Origin of the sequence: Allosphingosinicella deserti (assembly GCF_003012735.1) — a bacterium.
Lineage (GTDB): Bacteria > Pseudomonadota > Alphaproteobacteria > Sphingomonadales > Sphingomonadaceae > Allosphingosinicella > Allosphingosinicella deserti.
In genome coordinates this window covers 146573-169258 of record NZ_PXYI01000012.1, presented here as the reverse complement: position 1 = coordinate 169258, position 22686 = coordinate 146573, and the positions used below count along the sequence as shown (strand labels likewise).

The 22686-nt window shown below is 67.7% G+C and carries 16 protein-coding genes and 1 riboswitch; of the genes, 13 read left to right on the top strand and 3 right to left on the bottom strand.

Annotated elements, in window-relative coordinates:
- Positions 1-43 precede the first annotated feature (43 nt).
- The 3 genes from C7I55_RS25540 to C7I55_RS25530 form a co-directional block, all read right to left on the bottom strand.
- On the bottom strand, positions 44-1189 hold the full coding sequence (locus C7I55_RS25540) for a PLP-dependent transferase (RefSeq protein ID WP_106515879.1): 1146 nt from the start codon (positions 1187-1189) through the stop codon (positions 44-46).
- Between the two features lies 1 nt (position 1190).
- On the bottom strand, positions 1191-2267 hold the full coding sequence (gene metX, locus C7I55_RS25535; RefSeq protein ID WP_106515878.1) for a homoserine O-succinyltransferase MetX: 1077 nt from the start codon (positions 2265-2267) through the stop codon (positions 1191-1193).
- A gap of 32 nt (positions 2268-2299) precedes the next feature.
- A riboswitch (SAM-I-IV-variant riboswitch) is annotated at positions 2300-2413 on the bottom strand.
- Positions 2414-2463: 50 nt separating this feature from the next.
- Complete coding sequence (locus tag C7I55_RS25530; RefSeq protein ID WP_158266589.1) at positions 2464-3150, bottom strand: GntR family transcriptional regulator; 687 nt, start codon at positions 3148-3150, stop codon at positions 2464-2466.
- Between the two features lie 129 nt (positions 3151-3279).
- Here C7I55_RS25530 and proB point away from each other — a divergent pair, with 129 nt between their 5' ends.
- The 13 genes from proB (at position 3280) to gltB (ending at position 22677) form a co-directional block, all read left to right on the top strand.
- Positions 3280-4428 (top strand): glutamate 5-kinase, encoded by a 1149-nt coding sequence (proB, locus tag C7I55_RS25525; RefSeq protein ID WP_106515877.1) that lies wholly within the window; start codon positions 3280-3282, stop codon positions 4426-4428.
- A gap of 11 nt (positions 4429-4439) precedes the next feature.
- Entirely contained in the window at positions 4440-5654 is a 1215-nt protein-coding gene (locus C7I55_RS25520; RefSeq protein ID WP_106515890.1) for a glutamate-5-semialdehyde dehydrogenase, read from the top strand.
- Between the two features lie 338 nt (positions 5655-5992).
- Complete coding sequence (locus C7I55_RS25515) at positions 5993-7744, top strand: homoserine dehydrogenase (protein ID WP_106515876.1); 1752 nt, start codon at positions 5993-5995, stop codon at positions 7742-7744.
- 11 nt (positions 7745-7755) lie between these two features.
- A complete protein-coding gene (locus C7I55_RS25510) occupies positions 7756-8700 on the top strand; it encodes a homoserine kinase (RefSeq protein WP_199193071.1) in 945 nt (314 codons plus the stop codon).
- Between the two features lie 4 nt (positions 8701-8704).
- On the top strand, positions 8705-10009 hold the full coding sequence (gene thrC / locus C7I55_RS25505; protein ID WP_106515874.1) for a threonine synthase: 1305 nt from the start codon (positions 8705-8707) through the stop codon (positions 10007-10009).
- 384 nt (positions 10010-10393) lie between these two features.
- Positions 10394-11404 carry a ketol-acid reductoisomerase gene (gene ilvC, locus C7I55_RS25500; RefSeq protein WP_106515873.1) on the top strand — a complete coding sequence of 337 codons (1011 nt, stop codon included), beginning with the start codon at positions 10394-10396 and terminating at the stop codon, positions 11402-11404.
- Positions 11405-11406: 2 nt separating this feature from the next.
- The gene (gene ilvG, locus C7I55_RS25495) at positions 11407-13104 is read left to right on the top strand and encodes an acetolactate synthase 2 catalytic subunit (protein ID WP_106515872.1); all 1698 of its coding nucleotides are present in this window, start codon (positions 11407-11409) and stop codon (positions 13102-13104) included.
- Positions 13101-13367: an ACT domain-containing protein gene (locus C7I55_RS28360; RefSeq protein WP_158266588.1), complete on the top strand. Its 267-nt coding sequence runs from the start codon at positions 13101-13103 to the stop codon at positions 13365-13367. The genes ilvG and C7I55_RS28360 overlap by 4 nt, the downstream gene beginning before the upstream one ends.
- The gene (locus tag C7I55_RS25485; RefSeq protein WP_106515870.1) at positions 13364-14947 is read left to right on the top strand and encodes a 2-isopropylmalate synthase; all 1584 of its coding nucleotides are present in this window, start codon (positions 13364-13366) and stop codon (positions 14945-14947) included. Before C7I55_RS28360 ends, C7I55_RS25485 begins: the two co-directional genes overlap by 4 nt.
- A gap of 22 nt (positions 14948-14969) precedes the next feature.
- Entirely contained in the window at positions 14970-16070 is a 1101-nt protein-coding gene (leuB, locus tag C7I55_RS25480; RefSeq protein WP_233222409.1) for a 3-isopropylmalate dehydrogenase, read from the top strand.
- Entirely contained in the window at positions 16067-17497 is a 1431-nt protein-coding gene (leuC, locus tag C7I55_RS25475; protein WP_106515868.1) for a 3-isopropylmalate dehydratase large subunit, read from the top strand. The genes leuB and leuC overlap by 4 nt, the downstream gene beginning before the upstream one ends.
- Positions 17494-18057, top strand: coding sequence for a 3-isopropylmalate dehydratase small subunit (leuD, locus tag C7I55_RS25470; protein ID WP_106515867.1), 564 nt, complete (start codon positions 17494-17496; stop codon positions 18055-18057). The genes leuC and leuD overlap by 4 nt, the downstream gene beginning before the upstream one ends.
- Positions 18058-18060: 3 nt before the next feature.
- A complete protein-coding gene (gltB, locus tag C7I55_RS25465) occupies positions 18061-22677 on the top strand; it encodes a glutamate synthase large subunit (protein WP_106515889.1) in 4617 nt (1538 codons plus the stop codon).
- The last annotated feature ends 9 nt before the right edge of the window (positions 22678-22686 follow it).

Here is a 22686-nt window from a genome sequence, read left to right as displayed (position 1 = left end):
GAACGCTCACAATGGGTACGCCACCGCTTGGCGACGTCGAGGGTCAGAGTGCGGCCAAGCCTTTGGCGAGATCGGCGACGAGATCGTCCGAATCCTCGAGCCCGACCGAAATGCGCAACAGGTCCGGGTGGATCCCGGCTTCGGCCTGGGCTTCCGGCGGCATGCCGCGATGGGTCATCGTCGCCGGCTTGCAGATCAGGGTTGCGAATCCGCCGAGCGACGAGGCGAGCGTGATCAGCTCCAGCGCGCCTAGGAACCGCGCCGCATCGCCCTTGACGCGGACGCTGATCATGAAACCCGGGCCGCTCTGTTGGCGGGCGGCGAGCTCCGCGCCGGGATGGGTGGCGAGACCCGGGAAGTTCACATTGTGCACCTGGGGCTGCTCGGCGAGCCACCCGGCGATCCGGACGCCGCTCTTCTCCTGCTGGTCGAGGCGGAGCGGCAGGGTGCGCAGGCCGCGGAGGATCTGCGAGGAATCGAAAGCCGAACCGTTCAAGCCGGCCGCATTCGACCACCATTGCATCTTCTCGACCAAAGCTGCGTCCTCGGCCAGCAAGGCGCCGCCGAACAGGTCGGAATGGCCGTTCAGCGCCTTGGTCGTCGAATGCATGACGAGGTCGCAGCCGAGCGCCAGCGGCTTCTGCCGCAAGGGCGTGAGCAAGGTATTGTCGGCGGCGACCAGCGCGCCGGCCTGCTTTGCGGCCGCCGCGCGACGGGCGATGTCGGTGACGCGGAGCAAGGGATTGCTCGGAGTCTCGATCCAGACGAGATCGGCGCCGGGCTCGAGGGCGCTGGCATAGGCCTGGTCGTCGAGCATGTCGACGAAGGTCGCCCGCAGCTTGCCCTGGTCTTCGAGGCCCTTGATCAACCGATAGGTGCCGCCATAGCAATCATGCGGTGCGACGACATGGGCTCCGGCGGGGAGCAGCAGTAAGGCGAGCAGGCAGGCCGATTGGCCGCTGCCGGTGATCACGCCGCCGGCCGCCCCTTCGAGCTCGGCCAGTGCCTCGGCGAGAAGATCTCGGTTGGGGCTGACGGTCCGCGAATAATCGTAGCTCGGCTTGGTGTCGGCATCGTCCCAGCGATAGGTGTCGGACGGCCAGATCGGCGGCGCCACGCTGGCGAAGGCGGGATCACGATCGGTGCGCGCGGCGGCGACGATCGTGGCGGGTTTGCGGGTGGTGGTCATGTCAGGCGCCGAGGAAGGACGAAGCGATTCGACCGACGCTCTCCGCTTCCTTGAGGAACATGTCGTGCCCGTACAGGCAGGGCAGCAGATGCAGCTCGGCCGGACCGGCGAGGCGATCGGCAAGGCTCTTCATCTGGGCGGGGGTGACGAGCTGGTCGCTCTCGGCGCCGATCAGCAGGACGGGGCAGGTGATTTTCGCCGGATCGACGCAATGACGGTCGATCGATGCGGACAGGCTGAGGAACCGCTCCGGCGACATCACCGCCAGGAAGTCGCGGCCGCGGGCGCGAAGATAGGCGCCGGGCGCGGAGGCGGTCTGCGGACAACAGCCGCCGATGCCGCCGGCGAAGCGCTCGGCGAACTCGTCAGGTGTGCGGTAGGTGAGCATCGCCATGCCGCGGGCGATGGCGAGTGCCTCGTCGCCTTTGCCGCTATCGAGGCCAAGCGCGACCACGCGCCTCTGCAGCTCGCGATTGGCGGTCGATGCGGGATGCGGCTCCGCACCGGCGGAGATGACGACCAGCTTGCCGACCCGGTCGGGTGCGCGCTGCGCCAGCGCCAGCGCGACCATGCCGCCATAAGACGCGCCGATGATCGTGTCGGCGCGGCCGCGGCCGAGCCGGTCGAGCACGGCGATCAGCACCTGCGCCTGGTCTTCCGTGGTCGGCGCGTTGCGGCCAGAGGCGTCGCCGGCGAAATCGACGCCGACGATATAGTGGCGGGCGGGGTCGACCGCGCGGCCGTGTCCGACCAGGCCGGGCCACCAGCCGGGCGCACCATCGGGATTGCGGGCGACGAAGCGATTGCCCGAAATGCCGCCGAGAACGATGATCGTCGGCCCCTGTGGATTGCCGGTCGCGGTGGCGCGGGTCCAGGCGCCGAAGGCGGCGAGGCTGGCGGGCAGCGGCACTTCGACGTCGAGGAAGATCGGCTCCGCCGCTGCCACCGCCGGCCGGGCAGGCGGTTGCGGCACGGCGGACATCGGGTCCGCGGCCGGACTGGAGGGGCGCGCACCGAAAGCGAGGCTCAGGCGAGGCCTGGCGAATTCGGCGGGGGCGCGTTCGAGAGTCAGCTCCATCTTCCTTACCTTACGCTCGGGAGATGTGGCTTGGAGACCCGCTTCGTTGCCGGCTCGGCCGCATCGTCCCCGAAAATCTGGGACCGCCACCTTGCCCGGGAGGGCAGGTTGGCGTGGGCCGTGAAGGCCCACTCTTGATGCACGGAGGCCCGAAGGCTTCCGATGGCCGCCTCTTACGGCCGAACAGGTTAACAGGTCAAGACGGCAGCGGACCGGATTCCGGAAGATTGTCGAGCCCCAGGCTGCGGCGCGCCGGGCTGGAATGGCCGCGCATCAGGGTCTCGGCGACGTCGGGCTGCCCCGAATCGATCGCATCGACGATCGCATGATGCTGGTGATGGCCGGAGACGAGGATCGGAAAGATCTGCTCCAGCGGCACGCGGTTGAAGGCGACCACGGCCGGCGCGACGAACGGCACCGCATAGACTCGGTGGATGAGATCGATCAGCAGCGAATCCTGCGCGCCGGCATTGATCGTGTCGTGGAAGCGCCGGTTCATGATGCCGTAGGCGCTCTCGTCTTCCTTGACGACATAGCCCTTGCGGAAGATGTCGTCGCCTTCGGCCAGGCAATCGCGCAATTCGCTGACGATCGGGCCGCGATCGGGCCGGGCGGCGAGCTCACGCGCCGCATAGCCCTCCAGCAGGCAGCGTATCTCCGTCGCACGGAAGCTGTCCTCGACGCTGAAGCCGCGCACTGCCCAGCCGCGCTTGCCGGCGGGCTCGAGCAGGCCCTCCATGGCGAGCGCCGGGAGCGCGTTGCGCACCGGGGTGCGCGAGACTCCCAGCCGTTCGGCGAGCGTGGCTTCGGCGACGCGGGTTCCTGGCGCGATCGTGCCGTCGACGATCAGCTCGCGGATGCGCTGCGCTACCGGACTTTCCACGCGCTCTCCCAAATCTTCTGCATCTTTTCGCCTCTGTGTTGCGTCCCTTGCTAGGAGGGAAGCCCGCTCGCCGCAACATGGGATACAATTTGCGTTGTGCCCGGCGGAGCCGCCCGCATAATCGCGCGTATGAGCGCGGACACGACCTTTGCGAACCAGGATGCGGCGCGGCTGATCGCCGCTGCCCGCCGAATCACGGTCAAGATCGGCTCGTCCCTGCTGATCGACGGCGGCGGCGAGGATGTCCGCCGCGCCTGGCTGCGCACCCTCGGCGCAGACCTCTCCGCGCTGCGCGGCGCCGGCAAGCAGATCGTGGTCGTTTCCTCCGGCGCGGTGGCGCTCGGCCGCGGCAAACTCGGCCTCAAGAAGTCGCCCCGGCTCGATCTTAAGCAGGCCGCCGCGGCGGCCGGCCAGCCGCGGCTGATGGCCGCCTGGGACGATGCGATGGCCGCGGCCGGGATCCCGACCGCACAGCTCCTGCTCACCGTCGACGACACCGAATCGCGGCGGCGCTGGCTCAACGCGCGCGCCACCATCGAAGTGCTGCTCGCCGAGGGCGCGCTGCCGGTGGTCAACGAGAATGACAGTGTCGCAACCGAGGAGCTGCGCTACGGCGACAATGATCGGCTGTCCGCCCGAGTTGCCCAGATGGTGCGCAGCGACGTTCTGATCCTGCTGTCCGACGTCGACGGCCTCTACACCGCCGATCCCGCACGCAATCCGGCGGCCGAGCATCTCCCCTGGATCGAGGAAATCGATGCTCGGATCGAGGGCTTCGCCGGCGGCGCCGGTGCGGCGGGGGTCGGCACCGGAGGCATGCGCACCAAGATTGCCGCCGCCCGAATCGCCCGCAGCGTCGGCTGCGCGACGATCATCGCCAAGGGCCACGACCAGCATCCGCTGCGCGCGCTCGGCGACGGCGCCCGAGCGACGGTGATCGCCGCCTGCGGATCCCCGGCCGGTGCCTATAAGCAATGGATCGCGGGGACGCTCACTCCGGCGGGAGCGCTGATCATCGACGAGGGCGCGGTCCGCGCGCTCGCCGGCGGCAAGAGCCTGCTGCCCGCCGGGGTGCGCGCGGTCCAGGGCGCGTTCGAACGCGGCGTCTGCCTGCGCGTCGTCGACGAGGGCGGCCGCGAGATCGCCCGCGGGCTAAGCGCCTACACGTCGGCCGAGGCGCAGGCGATCAAGGGCTGCGTCAGCGCCCGCATCGCCGAGCGTCTCGGCTACGCAGGCCCCGACGAAATCATTCACCGCGACGATCTGGTGCTGATGTGATGCAGGAGAACATGAACCGCATGGGTCGCGAGGCCCGGGAGGCCGCTGCTGTGCTGCGGGCATTGCCGGCGGAGACCCGGTCGGACGCGATTCGCGCGATGGCCCGCCATGTCCGCATCCAGGCCCCCAACATCCTCGCCGCCAATGCGGAGGATGTCGCGGCCGCGACGTCGATGGTCGATCGGCTGCGTCTCGACGATGCGCGGCTGGAGGCGATCGCCTTGGCGATCGAGGAGGTTGCCGCTCTGCCCGACCCGGTCGGTGCGGAGATTGCCCGCTGGCAGAGGCCGAACGGTCTCGACATCGCGCGCGTCCGCACGCCGATCGGGGTGATCGGCATGATCTACGAAAGCCGGCCGAACGTCACTGCCGACGCGGCGGCGATCTGCCTTCGCTCGGGCAATGCGATCATCCTGCGCTCGGGCTCGGAAGCGTTACGCAGCGCTCGGGCGATCCACCAGGCGCTGGCGGCCGGGCTCGCCCAAGCGGGACTACCCGCCGGGGCGGTACAGATCGTCCCAACGGCGGATCGCGCGGCCGTGGGCATGATGCTGGAGGGGCTCGCGGGCTCCATCGATCTGATCATTCCCCGTGGCGGCAAGGCGTTGGTCGAGCGGGTCAGCCGCGAGGCGCGGGTGCCGACCCTCGGCCATCTCGAAGGCCTCTGCCACACCTATGTCCATCTCTCCGCCGATCCGGACAAGGCGGCGTCGATCGTCGCCAACGCCAAGATGCGCCGAGTCTCGGTGTGCGGATCGACCGAGACCCTGCTGATCGACCGGTCCGTCGCGGCGACTTTGCTGCCGCAAATCGCGGCCGCGCTCGGCGATTGCGAATTGCGCGGAGATGCCGAGGCGCGCTCGATCGTGCCGATGGCGCTGGCCGGAGACGCGGACTGGACCACAGAATATCTCGCGCCGATCCTCGCCGTGCGGATCGTCGACGGGATCGACGACGCGATCGCGCACATCGCCCGCTACGGCACCGGCCACACCGAGGCGATCGTCGCGGAGGATCCTGCCGCCGCCGAATATTTCCTCGATTCGGTCGACAGCGCGATCGTGATCTGGAACGCCTCGACCCAGTTCGCCGACGGCGGCGAGTTCGGCTTCGGTGCCGAGATCGGCATCGCCACCGGCAAGCTCCACGCCCGCGGCCCGGTGGGCCCGGAGCAGCTCACCACGTTCAAATATCTGGTCCGCGGCACCGGGCAGGTGCGGCCCTGACGCAAGAATTGTATCCCAAATAGCACGTGCCCTCGGGAAAGTGTCGGGACGCTTGGATTTGTGGTTGACCTTTGGACGACCTCACGGCATTTTTGGGATCCCAACTCAAGGAATCATGTCGTTGCTATCTGCCTGCGCCTTTCCGATCCAAGCCTGCGCCCCCGGCGCGGCTGCGGAGATGCGTGCGCCGTTCGGCATGACGATGACCATGATTACCATCACCACCCGGTCTCGGGCGGCGAGCGGCTGACGCGGTTTTACAACCAGGTTTCACCGACCCGCTCCCGAACCAGGCGAGCGGGTCTTTTTTTGCCCATTCCAGCAGAAAGAAGCGATCCATGGCCAACGAAGACCAAGCCGGTGACAAACGCCTCTGCGTCCTGAAATTCGGAAGCTCGGTGCTCGGCACCGAGGCCGATTACCCGGCGGTGGCGCTCGAAATTTATCGGCACGTCCGGGATGGCGAGAAGGTGGTGGCGGTGGTCTCCGCGCTTGCGGGGCAGACCGATTCGCTGCTGGACCAGGCCGAACGCGTCGGCGGCGCCGCGCCGGACGGGCTGGTGGCCCGCCTCGCCCGGGTCGGAGAGCTTCATTCGGCAGCCTTGATGGCGCTCGCGCTCAGCAAGGTCGGCGTGCGCGCCTGCACGATGGATCCGGACGAGATGGGCTTGGTCGCCGAGGGCGATCCGCTCGATTCGAACCTGGTGGCGCTCGATTCGGCGGCGGTGTGGGCGAAGCTCGATGCGCATGAAGTGGTGGTCGTGCCCGGCTTCACCGCCCAGCATGCCGAGCACGGCGTGGTCACGCTCGGCCGCGGCGGCACCGATCTCAGCGCCGTCTTCTTTGCCGCCCGGCTCGATGCCCATCGAGTCCGGCTGATCAAGGATGTCGACGGCGTCTATGCCGAGGATCCCGCCAAGAACCCGAACGCCGAGCGCTTCTCGCAGATGAGCTATGCCGAGGCGACCGAGGCGAGTTCCGGCCTGATCCAGCCGAAGGCGATCCGCGCCGCGGAGGCCGAGGACGTGCTGATCGAGGTTGCGGCTTTAGGCTCGGCCGAAGCGACCACCATCGCCCATCTTCCGGCGGTGCGATCCTGTCCGCCAAAGCCCGAGCGGCTCCGCGTCGCCCTGCTCGGCTGCGGCGCGGTCGGCGCCGGCGTGCTCACCTATCTCCACTCCCGGCCCGATCTGTTCGAGGTCAATCCGGTGCTGGTCCGCCGTCCCGCCAAATATGGCGAGCCCGGCCGCTACACCGCCCAGCTTACGGAAGCGCTGGCCGGCAAGCCCGATCTCGTCGTCGAATTGCTCGGCGGTGCCGATCACCCGGCCGAACTGATGCTCGCCGCGCTCCACGACGGGGCTCAGGTCGTCACCGCCAACAAGGCGGCGGTCGCCAAACATTATGATTCGCTCCACGCCTGCGCCGAGGCCGGCGGCGGCGCCATCCGCTATTCCGCCGCAGTCGGCGGCGGCGCGCCGATTCTCGAAACGCTGGCGCGGCTCGAAGGCGATGTCGTCGCGGTCGAGGGCGTGATGAACGGCACCTGCAATTACCTGCTCAGCCGCCTGGCCGAGGGCTGGACGTTCGACGATGCGGTCCGTCAGGCGCAGGAGCTCGGCTATGCCGAGGCCGATCCCGCGGCCGACGTCGACAGCCACGATGCCGCCGACAAGCTCTCGGTGCTGATCCGCGAAGCCTTCGGCGTGGCGCTGCTGCCCGATCGCATCGCCAAGGAAAGCCTGCGCGACGTCACGCCCGAGGCGGCCCAGGCGGCGCTCGCCCGCGGCGAAGTGCTGAAGCAGGTCGGCCGCTGCCGCCTGCTGGAGGACGGCAGCATCGCCGCCGAGGTCCGGGTCGTGGCCTTGCCCGCCGCACATCCGCTCGCCGGCGCCCGCAATGAGGAAAACCGCTTCCTCGTCACCGATACGAGCGGCAAGGTGCACGAAGTCTTCGGCAAGGGAGCGGGCAGATGGCCGACCGCGACGGCGGTGTTCGCAGACGTGATGGACGCGCAGCGGGCGTTGCTCGGCCGCGTGGCGCAGGCGGCGACGCCGACGCAGGCCGCGCCGCTCAAGCTGCTCGCCTGAAAGGACGCATGATGCACCAGGCTTCCGCCAGCGCCCCCGCCAGCATCGGCAATGTCGGGGTCGGCTTCGACATTCTCGGCCAGGCCTTCGATGCCGCGCGCGACACCGTGACCGCTGTGCGCGAAGAGGAACCCGGCGTTCGTCTCGGCGCGGTGTCGGGCCTCGTCTCCAGCCTTCCCGACAGCGCGGCGAGCAATACCGCATTGGCCGCGGCACAGGCGGTGCTCGGCGCCGTCGGCGCTCCGTGCGGGATGCGCCTCTCGATCGACAAGGGCGTGCCGCTCGCCGCCGGCATGGGCGGTTCGGCTGCCTCTGCGGTGGCCGGCGCCGCGGCCGCCAACGCCCTGCTCGGCGAGCCGTTCAGCGTTGAGGACTTGCTGCCCTACGCGCTGGAGGGAGAGCGGATCGCGTCCGATCCGCCACATTGGGACAATGTCATGGCGAGCCTGCTCGGCGGACTGGTGATCGCCGCGAGCGAGAGCCCGGCGCTGGTCCAGCGCCTGCCGGTTCCGAAGACCATCGTCTCGATCGTGCTCCACCCCTCGGTCAAGGTCGAGACCCGCATGGCGCGCGGTATCCTGCGCAAGGAGGTGCCGATGGCGCTGGTCGTCGAGCATAGCCGCCGGGTCGCCGCCTTCGTCGCCGGCTGCGCCGCCGGCGATCTCGGGCTGATCCGAGCCGGGCTGGAGGACGTGCTGGTCGAGCCGCAGCGTCAGCATCTCCTGCCGGTGCTGCCGGCGGTGAAGCGGGCGGCGCTCGCCGCGGGCGCGCTCGGTTGCTCTTTCTCCGGCTCCGGCCCCTCGGTGTTCGCCTGGGCGCTGGAGAGCGAGGCGGATGCGGTTGAGGATGCGATGAGCTGGACGTTCGTCGAGGCAGGCATCGCCGCCCGCGCCTATCGCGCGCCGGTCGCCTCCGAAGGCGCACGGGTGGAACGGGTCAGCGAGGAAGTGGCGTAAGAACATGCGATTCGTAAGCACCCGCGGCGAGGCCGCGTCCGTGTCGCTCAGTCAGGCGATCCGCAACGGCGCCGCGCCCGACGGCGGCCTCTACATGCCGGAGACGCTGCCGACGCTGGATCTGGCCGAACTCGATGCTTCCCAGTCGCTGGCGGAGTTCGCCGCGCGGATGCTCGCGCCCTTCTTCGCGGGCGATCGGCTGGAAGCGGACTTGCCCGCCATTTGCGCCGAGGCCTTCGACTTCCCGGTACCGATCGTCACCCCGGATCCGGCCCGGCCGGGCCTCAAGGCGCTCGAACTGTTTCATGGCCCCACCGGCGCGTTCAAGGATTTCGGCGCACGTTTCCTGATGGCCTGCTTCGATCGGATCGGCGATCCGGCCGATCCGCTGACCGTGCTGGCCGCGACCTCCGGCGATACCGGCGGTGCCGTCGGCTGCGCGGCCGAAGGCCGGGCGGCGGTCCGTGCGGTGATCCTCTACCCCAAGGGGCGCGTCTCGCCCTTCCAGGAATTGCAGCTCACCTGCTGGGACGATCCGGTCCAGGCGCTCGAGGTGGAGGGCGATTTCGACGATTGCCAGCGGCTGGTGAAGGCCGCCTTCGCGGATCGGGCGCTGTCCGATCGCCATCGGCTGACCTCGGCCAATTCGATCAACATCGGCCGCCTGCTCCCGCAAATGGCCTATGCCGCCCATGCCGCCCTCCGCGTCTTCGCCGAGACCGGCGTCGCGCCGGGCTTCGTCGTGCCGACCGGCAATCTCGGCCACGGCTTCGCCACCCTCTACGCCCGCGCGCTCGGTCTGCCGGTCGGCCCGGTGGTCCTCGTCACCAATGCCAATCGAACCCTGGTCGAATGGCACCGGGACGGCGCTTATGCCCCGCGTGCCTCGGTGGCGACGATCGCCAATGCCATGGATGTCGGCGCGCCGAGCAATTTCGAGCGGGTGGCGGCGCTTACCGCCGAACAGGCGGCCGTCCGGGTCGACCTGGTCGACGACGAGACGATCCGGGCGCGGATGAAGTCGGAACATGAATCGAGCGGCTACGTCTGGTGTCCACATTCGGCGACCGCGGTCGAGGCCTGGGCGCGGCTGCCCGATTCGGACCGTGCCGAACGTCCCTGGATCGCCGCGGCTACGGCCCACCCCTACAAATTCGCCGAAGCGATCGAGCCGGTGATCGGCGCGACGATCGCACCGCCGCCGGCTCTGGCGGCGATCCTTGGTCGCCATGCGGAGAAGATCGAGGTTCCGGCCGAACTGGCGGCGCTGGTCGGGGCCCTCGGCGGGGAGAGCAGGGCGGCGGCGTAGTCGATCAGGAAGAGGCTCGTTTGGGATACAATGTCCGGAGCTCCGGAGTCCGCGACCGTTAAGCAGAAACACGAAACGTCCCACGAAAGCACGATTCAGCCTTGATTTGGATCCCATAATGAAGCAAGGATCGGCTCAGCGGGATCCCAAAGGGCTCTCTCAGGGTGAAAAGGGTGATTCGTGCAGCCGACTCGCGTGATGATCGGGAATGACGTGACGGAGGCGCTCGGCGCCCGCCGCGCGCCCCTTCTTGTCCTCGTACTTATTACCGGAAATCAGGGAGCGGCCGCAGGCTCTGAGTAAAGGTCGGACAGACCGGAAACCAGAACCCCCGCTCCCCGGCCGGAGCGGGGGTTTTCTTTTGCGCGACGAAGGAGAATCCAAGTGACAACCATCTACACCGAGAAGGACGCCGACCGGTCCGCCCTGAGCGGAACGATTGCGGTCGTCGGCTACGGCAGCCAGGGCCGCAGCCACGCCCGCAATCTCCGCGACAGCGGCTTCGACGTGGTCGTCGGTGCCCGTGCCGGCGGCGGCGCCGAGCGTCGCGCCCGCAGCGACGGCTTCCGCGTCGTCTCCCCGGCCGAAGCCGCCAAGGAAGCGTCGCTGGTTGCCTTGCTGACCCCCGACATGGCCCACCGCGAAGTTTATGCGAAGGACATCGCGCCGAACCTCCAGCCGGGCGATGCCCTGCTCGTCGCCCATGGTTTCTCGGTTCATTACGGCGAGATCGTGCCCCGCCGCGACATCGACGTCGTGCTGGTTGCGCCCAAGGGCCCGGGCGACCTCGTCCGCCGTGAGTTCGAGATCGGCCGCGGCGTGCCGTGCCTGTTCGCCGTTCAGCAGGATGCCTCGGGCAGCGCGCGCGCCAAGGCGCTGGCCTATGCGTCGGGGATCGGCGGCACGCTTGCCGGCGCGATCGAGACCACCTTCCCGGAAGAGACCGAAACCGATCTGTTCGGCGAGCAGGCCGTCCTCTGCGGCGGCGTCAGCGAGCTGGTCAATTCCGGCTTCGAAGTGCTGGTCGAGGCCGGCTACAAGCCGGAAGTCGCCTATTTCGAGTGCCTTCACGAGCTCAAGCTGATCGTCGACCTGCTCTACGAAGGCGGCATCGCCAAGATGCACCAGTTCATCTCCGAGACTGCCAAATATGGAGACTTCGTCTCGGGCCCGCGGGTGATCAACGCCGAGACCCGCGAGCGCATGCGTGAGGTGCTGAAGGACATCCGCACCGGCAAGTTCGCGTTCGACTGGATCGCCGAGAACGAGGCCGGGAAGAAGAATTACGACGCAATGCTCGCCGCCGATCTCGATCTGCCGATCGAGAAGACCGGCGCACGCCTCCGCCAGCACATGGCGTGGCTGCAGACCAAGCCCGAGAGCGAGGCGGCCTGACCGTGACGGCGCACGCCCGCACTCTTGTGCCGGAAGCGGCCGCCTTGCCGGTCACCGGTGCACGGCTCGTCGTCGAGGCGCTCGAGCGCGAGGGCGTGCGCCACGTCTTCGGTTATCCCGGCGGCGCGATCATGCCGCTCTACGATGCGCTGCCGGGGTCGAACCTGCAGCACATCCTGGTGCGGCATGAACAGGGCGCGGCGCTCGCCGCCGATGCCTATGGCCGGGTGACCGGTGAGCCGGGCGTCTGCATCGCCACGTCCGGTCCCGGCGCCACCAATCTCGTCACCGGAATCGCCAACGCCTTCATGGACAGCGTGCCCATGGTCGCGATCACCGGCCAGGTGGCGACGCCGCTGATCGGCACCGACGCCTTCCAGGAAGTCGACATCTTCGGAATCACCCTGCCGATCGTGAAGCACAGCTTCATCATCCGCAGCACCGCCGAGATCCCGCAGGTTTTCGCCGAGGCGTTCGAGCTGGCGCGGAGCGGGCGTCCCGGCCCGGTGCTGATCGATCTGCCCAAGGACATGGGCGTCGGTGCCGCCGTGCCGAACCCCGTCGACGTCGCGCGTTTCGCGCACCCGCAGGCCGATCCGGCGGCGATTGCCGCTGCCAACGCGCTGATCGAGGCCGCACGGGCACCGATACTCTATTTCGGTGGCGGCATCGCCATCGCCCGGGCCGAGCGCGCGTTGCGCGAATTCGCCGCGCGCAGCGGCATTCCGTCGGTGGCGACGCTCAAGGGGCTTGGCGGCATCCCCACCGACGCTCCGGATTTCCTCGGCATGCTCGGCATGCACGGCATGCGCGCCGCCAACATGGCGATCGACACGTGCGATCTGCTGATCTGCGTCGGCGCGCGGTTCGACGATCGCGCCACCGGCAAGCTCGACACGTTCGCGCCGAACGCCAGGGTGATCCACATCGACGGCGATCCGGCGGAGATCGGCAAGCTGCGCCGTGCCGAGATCGGCATCGCGGGCAACATCTCGGAGATACTCGACGGGCTCACCTCCAGGCCGATCCACGCCGACCACTGGGTCGCGCAATGCCGCAAGCAGAAGGCGATGTGGGCGATGTCCTACGATGCGCCGGGCAACGGAATCTACGCCCCGGCCTTGCTCAAGCAATTGTCGGAAGCGGCCGGCGACGACGCGATCTTCACCTGCGATGTCGGCCAGCATCAGATGTGGGTCGCCCAGCATTGCCGCTTCTCGCGGCCGCAGGCGCACCTCACCTCCGCCGGTCTCGGCACGATGGGCTATGGCGTGCCCGCCGGGATCGGCGCTCTGCTCGCCGATCCCGACGCGACGGTGATCACCGTCAGCGGCGACGGCTCGATCATGATGAACATCCAGGAGCTGGCGACCTTGCGGCGTTACCGGCTGCCGCTCAAGATCGTGCTGATCGACAATTCGCAGCTCGGCATGGTCCGTCAGTGGCAGGAATTGTTCTTCGAGGAGAATTTCTCCGAAATCGATCTCAGCGACAATCCGGATTTCGCCGATCTCGCCCATGCCTTCGGGATCGAGGCGTTCACCATCGATCATCGTTCGGAAGTGCCGGCCGCAATCCAGCGCCTGCTGTCCACCCACGGCCCGATTCTCTGCCACGTGCGCATCGATCCGCGCGAGAATGTCTGGCCCTTGGTGCCGCCCAACAGCTCCAACGTGCAGATGATGGAGAAGCGCAAGTGACCGGTCACCGGCTCGAAATCGATTTCGCGCTGAACGAAGGCGCTCTCTTGCGTGTCGTCGGCCTGGTCGAGCGCCGCGGCTTCGAGGTGCGCGGTATCCGTATGAACGAGGCGGGTGAGGGCCGCGGGGCGCTGTCGCTCGATCTGCGGCCCCGCGACGCCGGCCGCAATCTTGGCATCGTCGCGGGCCATCTCACCCGCCTCTACGACGTTCATGCCGTTTCCTGTTTCAGCCCAGAACCGACCCAAGGTGCAGCCCAATGACCGATACGGTCCGTATCCTCGACACCACGCTGCGCGACGGCGAACAGGCGCCCGGCTTCTCGATGACTCCGGACGGCAAGCTGCGCATGGCCCGCGCGTTGGGTGCGCTGAAGGTCGACGTGATCGAGGCCGGGTTCGCGGCATCGGGGCAGCGCGATTCGGACGCGATTTCCGAGATCGCCCGACAGGTCGAGGGACCGGTGATCGCGTCGCTGGCGCGCGCGACGCGCGGCGACATCTTCGCCGCCGGCAACGCGCTGGCGCCGGCACCACGCCGCCGTATCCACGTCTTCATCGGCACGAGCCCGTTGCACCGCGAGTTCAAGCTCCACATGAGCCGCGAGACGGTGCTCGAGAATATCCGCTCGGCGATCGCTTATGCCCGCGAGTTCACCGACGACGTCGAATTCTCGGCCGAGGACGCGATCCGCACCGAGCGCGACTATCTGGTCGAATGCCTGTCCGCGGCGGCGGCGGCGGGCGCGACCACGCTCAACGTACCGGACACGGTCGGCTACACCACGCCCGACGAGATCTTCGACCTGTTCCGCTTCCTGTCGAACCATGTCGATCGCTCGTCCGAGACGATCTTCTCGGCGCACAATCACGACGATCTCGGCATGGCGGTGGCCAACTCGCTTGCGGCGATCCGCGGCGGTGCTCGCCAGGTCGAATGCGCGGTCAACGGCATCGGCGAACGCGCCGGCAATTGCGCACTCGAGGATCTGGTGATGGCGATCCGCACCCGCTCCGACGCGTTCGGCGTGCGGACCGACGTCGACAGCACAAAGATCATGGCGGCGAGCCGCACCCTCGCCCAGATCACCAACACCCGGCCGGCGCGAAACAAGTCGATCGTCGGCGCCAATGCCTTCGCCCATGAATCGGGCATTCACCAGCACGGCGTCCTGCAGAATCGCGAGACCTACGAGATCATGAAGCCGGAGGATATCGGCCTCACGACCGAAGCGATCGTGCTCGGCAAGCATAGCGGCCGCCACGCGCTCGCGGCACGGGCGGAGGCGCTCGGCTTCGTCCTGCAGGGCGAGAAGCTCGAAAAGGCGTTTGCCGCTTTCCGCGAAGTCGCGGACGAGGTCGGCATCGTCGACACGGCGCGCCTGCTCGGCTTGCTGTCGGAGCAGGAAACCGGCCGGCCGCAGCGCCTGTGGAAGTTGAACAAGGTCGACATCCGTGCGCCGGTCGCCGCCAAGGGCCATCCTGTGGCGCGTGTGGAGCTCGAACATGGCGAGCGTGGCCGCGTGACCGACATCGCGTCCGCCCCAGGCGCGCTCGATGCCGCCTTCTCCGCGGTCAGTCAGATGATCCGGGTTCCGGCCCGCGTCCATGCCCTCGAGATGCAGTATATCGCCGCCGATCCAGAGCAGACCTGCCCGGACGAGCAGGGCGCGAATGTGCTCGTCGAAATCCAGATCGAGGTGGAGGGCGAAATCTTCTCCGGCCGTGCGCGCGCTCGGGACATCCTTCCCTGCTGCGTTTCGGCGTATATCGATGCTGCGTCCAACGCCGAAGCGGTGCGGGCGGTGCGCGGCAGCTTCTCGGCCGGCGCGCGCGCGGCCTGACTCAATCGAAGGACAAGACCAGGTGACCAGGATCGTCGTACTGCCGGGTGACGGCATTGGACCGGAAGTGACCAACGAGGCGATTAGCTGCCTCGAAATGCTCTCCGACCATTTCGAGCTCGGCTTGCGTTTCGAGGAGCATCCGTTCGGCGGCGCCGGCATCGACGCACATGGCGATCCCCTGCCCGAAACGACTTTGCACGCCTGCCGCAATTCGGACGCGGTGTTCCTTGGGGCGGTCGGCGGACCCAAATGGGACAAGGCGGAGAAGCGGCCGGAAGTCGGCCTGCTCGGGCTGAGGAGCGCGCTCGGCCTGTTCGCCAATTTGCGGCCGTCTCGGGTGATCCCGGGGCTCGAAAGCTTCTCTCCGCTCAAGGCGAGCATCGCCACCGGCGCGGACGTCCTGGTGGTGCGCGAATTGACGGGCGGCCTCTATTTCGGCGAGCGCACCCAAAGCGACGATTTCGCCAGCGATCTTTGCACCTATTCGCGCGTCGAGGTGGAGCGAATCGCCCACGTCGCCTTCCAGGAAGCGCGCCGCCGCGGCAGCAAGGTAACGTCGGTGGACAAGGCCAACGTCCTCGCCACGTCCAAGCTCTGGCGCCGGATCGTCGAGGAGGTCGCGGCCGGTTACCCTGACGTGACGCTCGACCACATGTATGTCGACGCCGCGGCGATGGCGCTGGTCTCCGCGCCCGGCCGCTTCGACGTGATTCTTACCGAGAATCTGTTCGGCGATATCCTCTCCGATCAGCTGTCGGTGATCGGCGGCTCGATCGGTCTGCTGGGGTCGGCCAGCCGCGGTGCCGACGGTCCGATGATGTTCGAGCCGATTCACGGTTCGGCGCCGGATATCGCCGGGCTCGACATCGCCAATCCCGCCGGCGCGATCGCCAGCGCCGCAATGCTGCTCGAGATCGGCCTTGGCCTGCACGAGCATGCCGCGATGCTCAACAATGCGCTCGAGCAGGTCCTGCTCGACGGCGCTCGCACCGCCGATCTCGGCGGCGATTCGACCTGCTCCAGCTTCGGTGCCCAGGTCCGCGAGAAATTGCAGGAGCGGCTCGATCGCCACAGCGCCATGGCCGGCCATCTCGCCATCAACCGGGGCTGCTGCGCGTGACCGCTCCCCGCACCCTTTACCAGAAGATCTGGGATGCGCACGTTGTCGAGCAGCGCCCCGACGGCACCGCCCTGATCTATATCGATCGGCATCTGGTTCACGAGGTCACCTCGCCGCAGGCCTTCGAAGGCCTGCGCGTGGCGGGACGACGCGTGCGCCGGCCGGACCTCACGCTGGCGGTCGCCGATCATAATCTGCCGACCACCGCCCGGGTCGATGCCGCCGGCCGCCGCCTGCCGATTGCCGATCCGGCGAGCGCCGGGCAGCTGTCGGCGCTCGAAGCCAATGTCGCCGAATTCGCCGTGCCTTATATCGAGGCCACCGCGGCCGAGCAGGGTATCGTCCACGTCGTCGGCCCTGAGCAGGGCTTCACTCTGCCGGGAACCACCGTGGTCTGCGGCGACAGTCACACCGCGGCACATGGCGCCATGGGCGCGCTCGCCTTCGGCATTGGCACCAGCGAGGTCGAGCATGTTCTCGCCACGCAGACCCTGTTGCTCAAGCCGTCCAAGACGATGGAGATCCGGGTCGAGGGCACGCTCGGCTTCGGCGTCTCGCCCAAGGATCTGATCCTCGCGATCATCGGTCGCCTCGGCGCCGCCGGCGGTACCGGCTACGTGCTCGAATATCGCGGCTCGACTTTTCGCGACATGAGCATCGAGGGCCGTCTGACCGTCGCCAATATGTCGATCGAGGCGGGGGCCCGCTCGGGCCTGTTCGCCCCGGACGAGAAGACCTTCGCCTATCTCGAAGGCCGCCGCCTCGCGCCGCAAGGCGCGGCATGGGCCGAGGCCGTCGAGCGCTGGAAGGCGCTCGCCACCGACGAGGGTGCACGCTTCGACGCCTCGCTGTCGATGAATGCCGCCGACATTGCGCCCACCGTCACCTGGGGCACCAGCCCGGAAGACGTCGCGCCGATCACCGGCAGGATCCCCGACCCCGAAAGCTTCGCCGATCCCGCAAAGCAGGCTGCCGCGCGCAAATCGCTGGAATATATGGGCCTGACCGCGGGCGACGCGCTGCAGGACGTGACCGTCGAGCACATCTTCATCGGCAGCTGTACCAACAGCCGCATCGAGGATCTGCGCCAGGCGGCGGAGATCGTTCGTGGGCGCAAGATCGACCGCCGGATCAAGCAGGCCCTGGTCGTCCCCGGCTCAGGACTGGTCAAGCGCCAGGCCGAAGCGGAAGGGCTCGACCGGATCTTCACCGAGGCCGGTTTCGAATGGCGCGAGCCCGGCTGCTCGATGTGCCTGGCGATGAACCCCGACAAGGTGCCGCCGCGCGAGCGCTGCGCCTCCACCTCCAACCGCAATTTCGTCGGCCGCCAGGGGCCCGGCGCACGCACACATCTGGTGTCGCCGGCGATGGCGGCGGCGGCGGCGGTGACCGGGCGGCTCGCCGACGTTCGGGAGCTGGTGCGATGACTCCGTTCACCTGCGTCCAGGGCCGCGCGATCCCGCTCGGGCGCCAGAATGTCGACACCGACGTGATCATCGGCGCCGAGCATCTCAAGACGATCCAGCGATCGGGCCTCGGCCGGTATGCTTTCGGAACGATCCGTGCCGAACCCGGCAACCTGTTCGACGATCCCGCTTATGCGGGCGCGCCGATCCTGATCGCCGGCGACAATTTCGGTTGCGGATCGAGCCGCGAGCACGCCGCCTGGGCGCTTGCCGACATGGGCATCCGAGTCGTTATAGCGCCTAGTTTTTCGGATATTTTTTCCGGCAACGCTTTCAAAAATGGGATCCTGACTGTAGTCCTCCCGCAGGGGGCAGTGGATCGGCTTTTGGCTGTGGCCGCGGAACTTCCCCTTACGGTGGACCTCGAGACGATGACGGTGACGTCGCCGCTCCAGGATCGCTTCGCTTTCGAATTGGATCCCTTCCGGCGTGAATGCCTGCTGGGAGGCTTGGATGAAATCGCCCTGACCATGGCCAGCGAGGCTGCGATCAGGGCCTATGAGCTACGGACGGGCACTTAGATGGTGAAGGCGCCGGAAAAGCAGGGACTCTACGATCCACGCAACGAGAAGGACGCGTGCGGCGTCGGCTTCATCGCCAATATCAAGGGCGAGAAATCGAACGACATCATCCGCGACGGCCTGCAGATCCTCGCCAATCTCGATCATCGCGGCGCCGTCGGTGCCGATCCGCTGATCGGCGACGGCGCCGGCTGCCTGATCCAGCTGCCCGACGCGCTGTTCCGCCACTGGGCCGAAGGCCAGGGCATCACCCTGCCGCCGGAAGGTGATTATGCGGTGGCAATGTGCTTCCTGCCGCGCGACGCCGAGAGCCGCGAGGCCGCGGTCGCGCGCCTTGAGCGCTATATCGAGATCGAGGGTCAGACCCTGCTCGGCTGGCGCGACGTGCCCGTTGATCCCACCGGAATGAGCCCGACCATCGTCGCCGCCATGCCGGTAATCCGCCAGGCGGTCGTCGCCCGTGGCGATCGGGTGAAGGATCAGGACGCGTTCGAGCGCAAATTGCTCACGATCCGCAAGCAGACCCAGAATCCGCTGTCGGAGCTCGCCGAAAAGCGGGATCTGCCGGGTCTCGCCGAATTTTACATCCCCAGCTTCTCGAGCCGGACGATCATCTACAAGGGCCTGCTGCTCGCGACCCAGGTCGGAACCTTCTACAAGGATCTGCAGAACCCGCTCAGCAAGTCGGCGCTGGCCTTGGTCCACCAGCGTTTCTCGACAAACACCTTCCCGTCGTGGAAGCTTGCACACCCGTTCCGGTTCATCGCTCACAATGGCGAGATCAACACCGTGCGCGGCAACGTCAACTGGATGAACGCGCGTCGCCGCACGCTCGAATCGCCCCTGCTGGGGGCCGATCTCGACAAGATGTGGCCCCTCATCCCGCACGGCCAGTCGGACACGGCGAGTCTCGACAACGCGCTCGAACTGCTCGTCGCCGGCGGCTATTCTCTGCCGCACGCGGTCATGCTGCTGATTCCGGAGGCCTGGGCCGGCAACGCTCAGATGGATTCGCAGCGCCGCGCCTTCTACGAATATTATGCCGCCTTGATGGAGCCGTGGGACGGCCCCGCGGCGATCGCCTTCACCGACGGCCGCCAGATCGGCGCGACCCTCGATCGCAACGGCCTGCGTCCGGCGCGCTTCACCGTCACCGACGACGATCGCATCATCATGGCGTCGGAAAGCGGCACCCTGCCGATCCCTGAGGAGCGGATCCGCCGCAAGTGGCGGCTTCAGCCCGGCCGCATGCTGCTGATCGATCTCGAGCAGGGCCGCATTGTCGAGGACGAGGAGATCAAGGCTCAGCTCGCCGAGGCGCACCCCTATGGCGATTGGCTGCGCGAGACCCAGTTCAGGCTCGAAAGCCTGCCGACCAGCGAGGATTCGCCGGAGCGCAGCCGCGCGGCTGACGAGCTTGGGCGGGTGCAGAAGGCGTTCGGCTATTCGGAGGAGGATCTGAAGCTCTTCCTCGCGCCGATGGGCCGCAATGCCGACGATCCGATCGGATCGATGGGCACCGACACCCCGATCGCTGTGCTTTCGCGGCGGCCGAAGCTGCTCTACGATTATTTCGCGCAGAACTTCGCGCAGGTCACCAACCCGCCGATCGATCCGATCCGGGAGGCGATGGTGATGTCGCTGGTGTCGATGATCGGCCCGCGACCCAATCTGCTCGGCCACCATGCCGGCACCCACAAGCGTCTGGAAGTCGCCCAGCCGATCCTTTCGAACGAGGATCTGGAGAAGATCCGCTCGATCCGCGACATGCTCGACGGCGCCTTCCGCACGCGGACGCTCGATGCGAGCTGGCCGGAAGGCGGCGGCGGCAAGGCGCTCGAAGCCGCGCTCCAGCGCCTGTGCTGGGAAGCGACCGAGGCGGTGCTCGCCGATATCAACGTGCTGATCATTTCGGATCGCAATGTCGGTCCGGATCGGGTGCCGATACCCGCCGCGCTCGCCACCGGCGCCGTCCATCATCACCTGATCCGCCAGGGCTTGCGCATGCAGACCGGCCTCGTCGTCGAGACCGGCGAAGCGCGCGAAGTCCACCACTTCTGCGTTCTCGCCGGCTACGGCGCGGAGGCGATCAATCCCTATCTCGCCTTCGAAACGCTCGAGGCGTTGCGGGTGAAGGGCGACGTGCCGCTGTCCGAGGCCGAGGTCTCGAAGAACTACATCAAGGCGGTCGGCAAGGGCATGCTCAAGGTGATGTCCAAGATGGGCATCTCCACCTACCAGAGCTATTGCGGCGCCCAGATCTTCGATGCGGTCGGCCTTTCGAGCCCGCTGGTCGAGAAATATTTCACCGGCACCGCGACGATGATCGAAGGGGCAGGGATCGACCAGATCGCCGAGGAAGCCGCGCGTCGTCACCGCGAAGCCTATGCCCGCCCCGCCTCCGAGGCGCTGCCGATCGCCGGCAACTATGCCTATCGCATCGGCGGCGAGGACCATGCCTGGACTCCGGAGAGCGTCGCCAACCTGCAGCACGCGGTGCGCGGCGACATTCCCGAAAAGTACCGGCAGTTCGCGGACGAGATCAACACGCAGAACAAGCGTCTGCTCACCATTCGCGGGCTGCTGCAGCTCAAGCCGGTCGCCCCCGCCGTGCCGATCGAGGAGGTCGAGCCGGCAACGTCGCTGGTCAAGCGCTTCGCCACAGGCGCGATGAGCTTCGGCTCGATCAGCCGCGAGGCGCACACCACCCTTGCGGTGGCGATGAACCGGATCGGCGCGCGCTCCAACACCGGGGAAGGCGGCGAGGAGCGGGATCGCTTCAAGCCGCTCGCCAACGGCGATTCGATGCGCTCGCGGATCAAGCAGATCGCCTCCGGCCGCTTCGGGGTCACTGCGGAATATCTGGTCAATGCCGACGATCTCCAGATCAAGATCGCGCAAGGGGCAAAGCCCGGCGAAGGCGGCCAGCTTCCCGGCCACAAGGTCGATCGGCACATCGCCGCCGTCCGTCACTCGACTCCGGGCGTCGGCCTGATCTCGCCCCCGCCGCACCACGACATCTATTCGATCGAGGATCTCGCGCAGCTGATCCACGATCTCAAGAACGTCAACGAACGCGCACGGATCTCGGTCAAGCTCGTCTCGGAAGTCGGTGTCGGCACCGTTGCCGCCGGCGTCGCCAAGGCGATGGCGGACCATGTCACCATCTCCGGTTTCGAGGGCGGCACCGGCGCATCGCCGTTGACGTCGCTCACCCATGCCGGCCTGCCTTGGGAGATCGGCCTCGCCGAAACCCAGCAGACTTTGGTGCTGAACGGGCTGCGCGGGCGCATTTCGGTTCAGGCCGACGGCGGTCTCCGCACCGGTCGCGACGTTGCCATCGCAGCGATCCTCGGTGCCGACGAATTCGGGTTCGCCACGGCGCCGCTGATCGCCGCCGGCTGCATCATAATGCGCAAATGCCACCTCAACACCTGCCCGGTTGGTGTCGCCACCCAGGATCCGTTGCTGCGCAAGCGCTTCACCGGCCAGCCCGAGCACGTCATCAACTACTTCTTCTTCGTCGCTGAAGAGCTGCGCGAGATCATGGCGTCGCTCGGCGTCCGCAAGCTGGAGGAGATGATCGGCCGCCCCGAGCTGCTCGACGCACGTCCTGCGCTTGCCCATTGGAAGGCGGAAGGCGTCGATCTCTCGGCGCTGCTCCACGTACCGAATGTCGATCCGCAGGCGGCGCGCTGGAACTGCGAATACCAGATGCACGGTCTCGACCGCGTGTTCGATCGCGAGCTGATCGAGGCCGCCGCACCGGCGCTCGACAACGGTGCGCCGGTGCTGATCGATCGTCCCGTCCGCAACGTCCATCGCAGCGTCGGAACGATGCTGTCGGGCGAGCTCGCCCGGCGCCACGGCCATGAGGGCCTGGCACCCGACACGATCAACATCCGCTTGACCGGTACCTGCGGACAGAGCTTCGGCGCGTTTCTGGCGCACGGTATCACTCTCGAGCTCACCGGCGACGGCAACGATTATGTTGGCAAGGGCCTTTCGGGCGGACGGATCGTCATCCGTCAACCGGCCGAGGCGCAGCGTGACGCGACCGCCAACATCATCGTCGGCAACACCGTCCTTTATGGTGCGATCGCGGGCGAGGCCTATTTCAACGGCGTTGGCGGCGAGCGCTTCGCAGTCCGCAATTCGGGCGCGATCGCGGTCGTCGAAGGTGCCGGCGACCATGCCTGCGAATATATGACCGGCGGTATCGTCGTCGTGCTCGGCGCCGTGGGCCGCAATTTCGCCGCCGGCATGTCGGGCGGCATTGCCTACGTCTACGATCCCGACGGCAAGCTCGAGGCGCAGTGCAACCGCGCCGGCATCGATCTCGAGCCGATCGCGCCGGCGGGCTCCTCTTATGGCGACGGCGCGCCGCGCCAGAAGGGGACGAGCGTTCACGACAACGGCATGGGCCATCCGCTGCGCTACGATGCCGAGCGGCTGCGCATCCTGCTCGAGCGGCACCATCTCGCCACCGGCAGCGCCCGGGCGCGGGAACTGCTCGAGGACTGGGCCAATGCGCTGCCGCACTTCGTCAAGGTCGTGCCGTCGGAATATCGCCGCGCGCTGACCGATATGGAATTCGAAACGGCCGTCGCGGCCGAATAAGATCTGGAG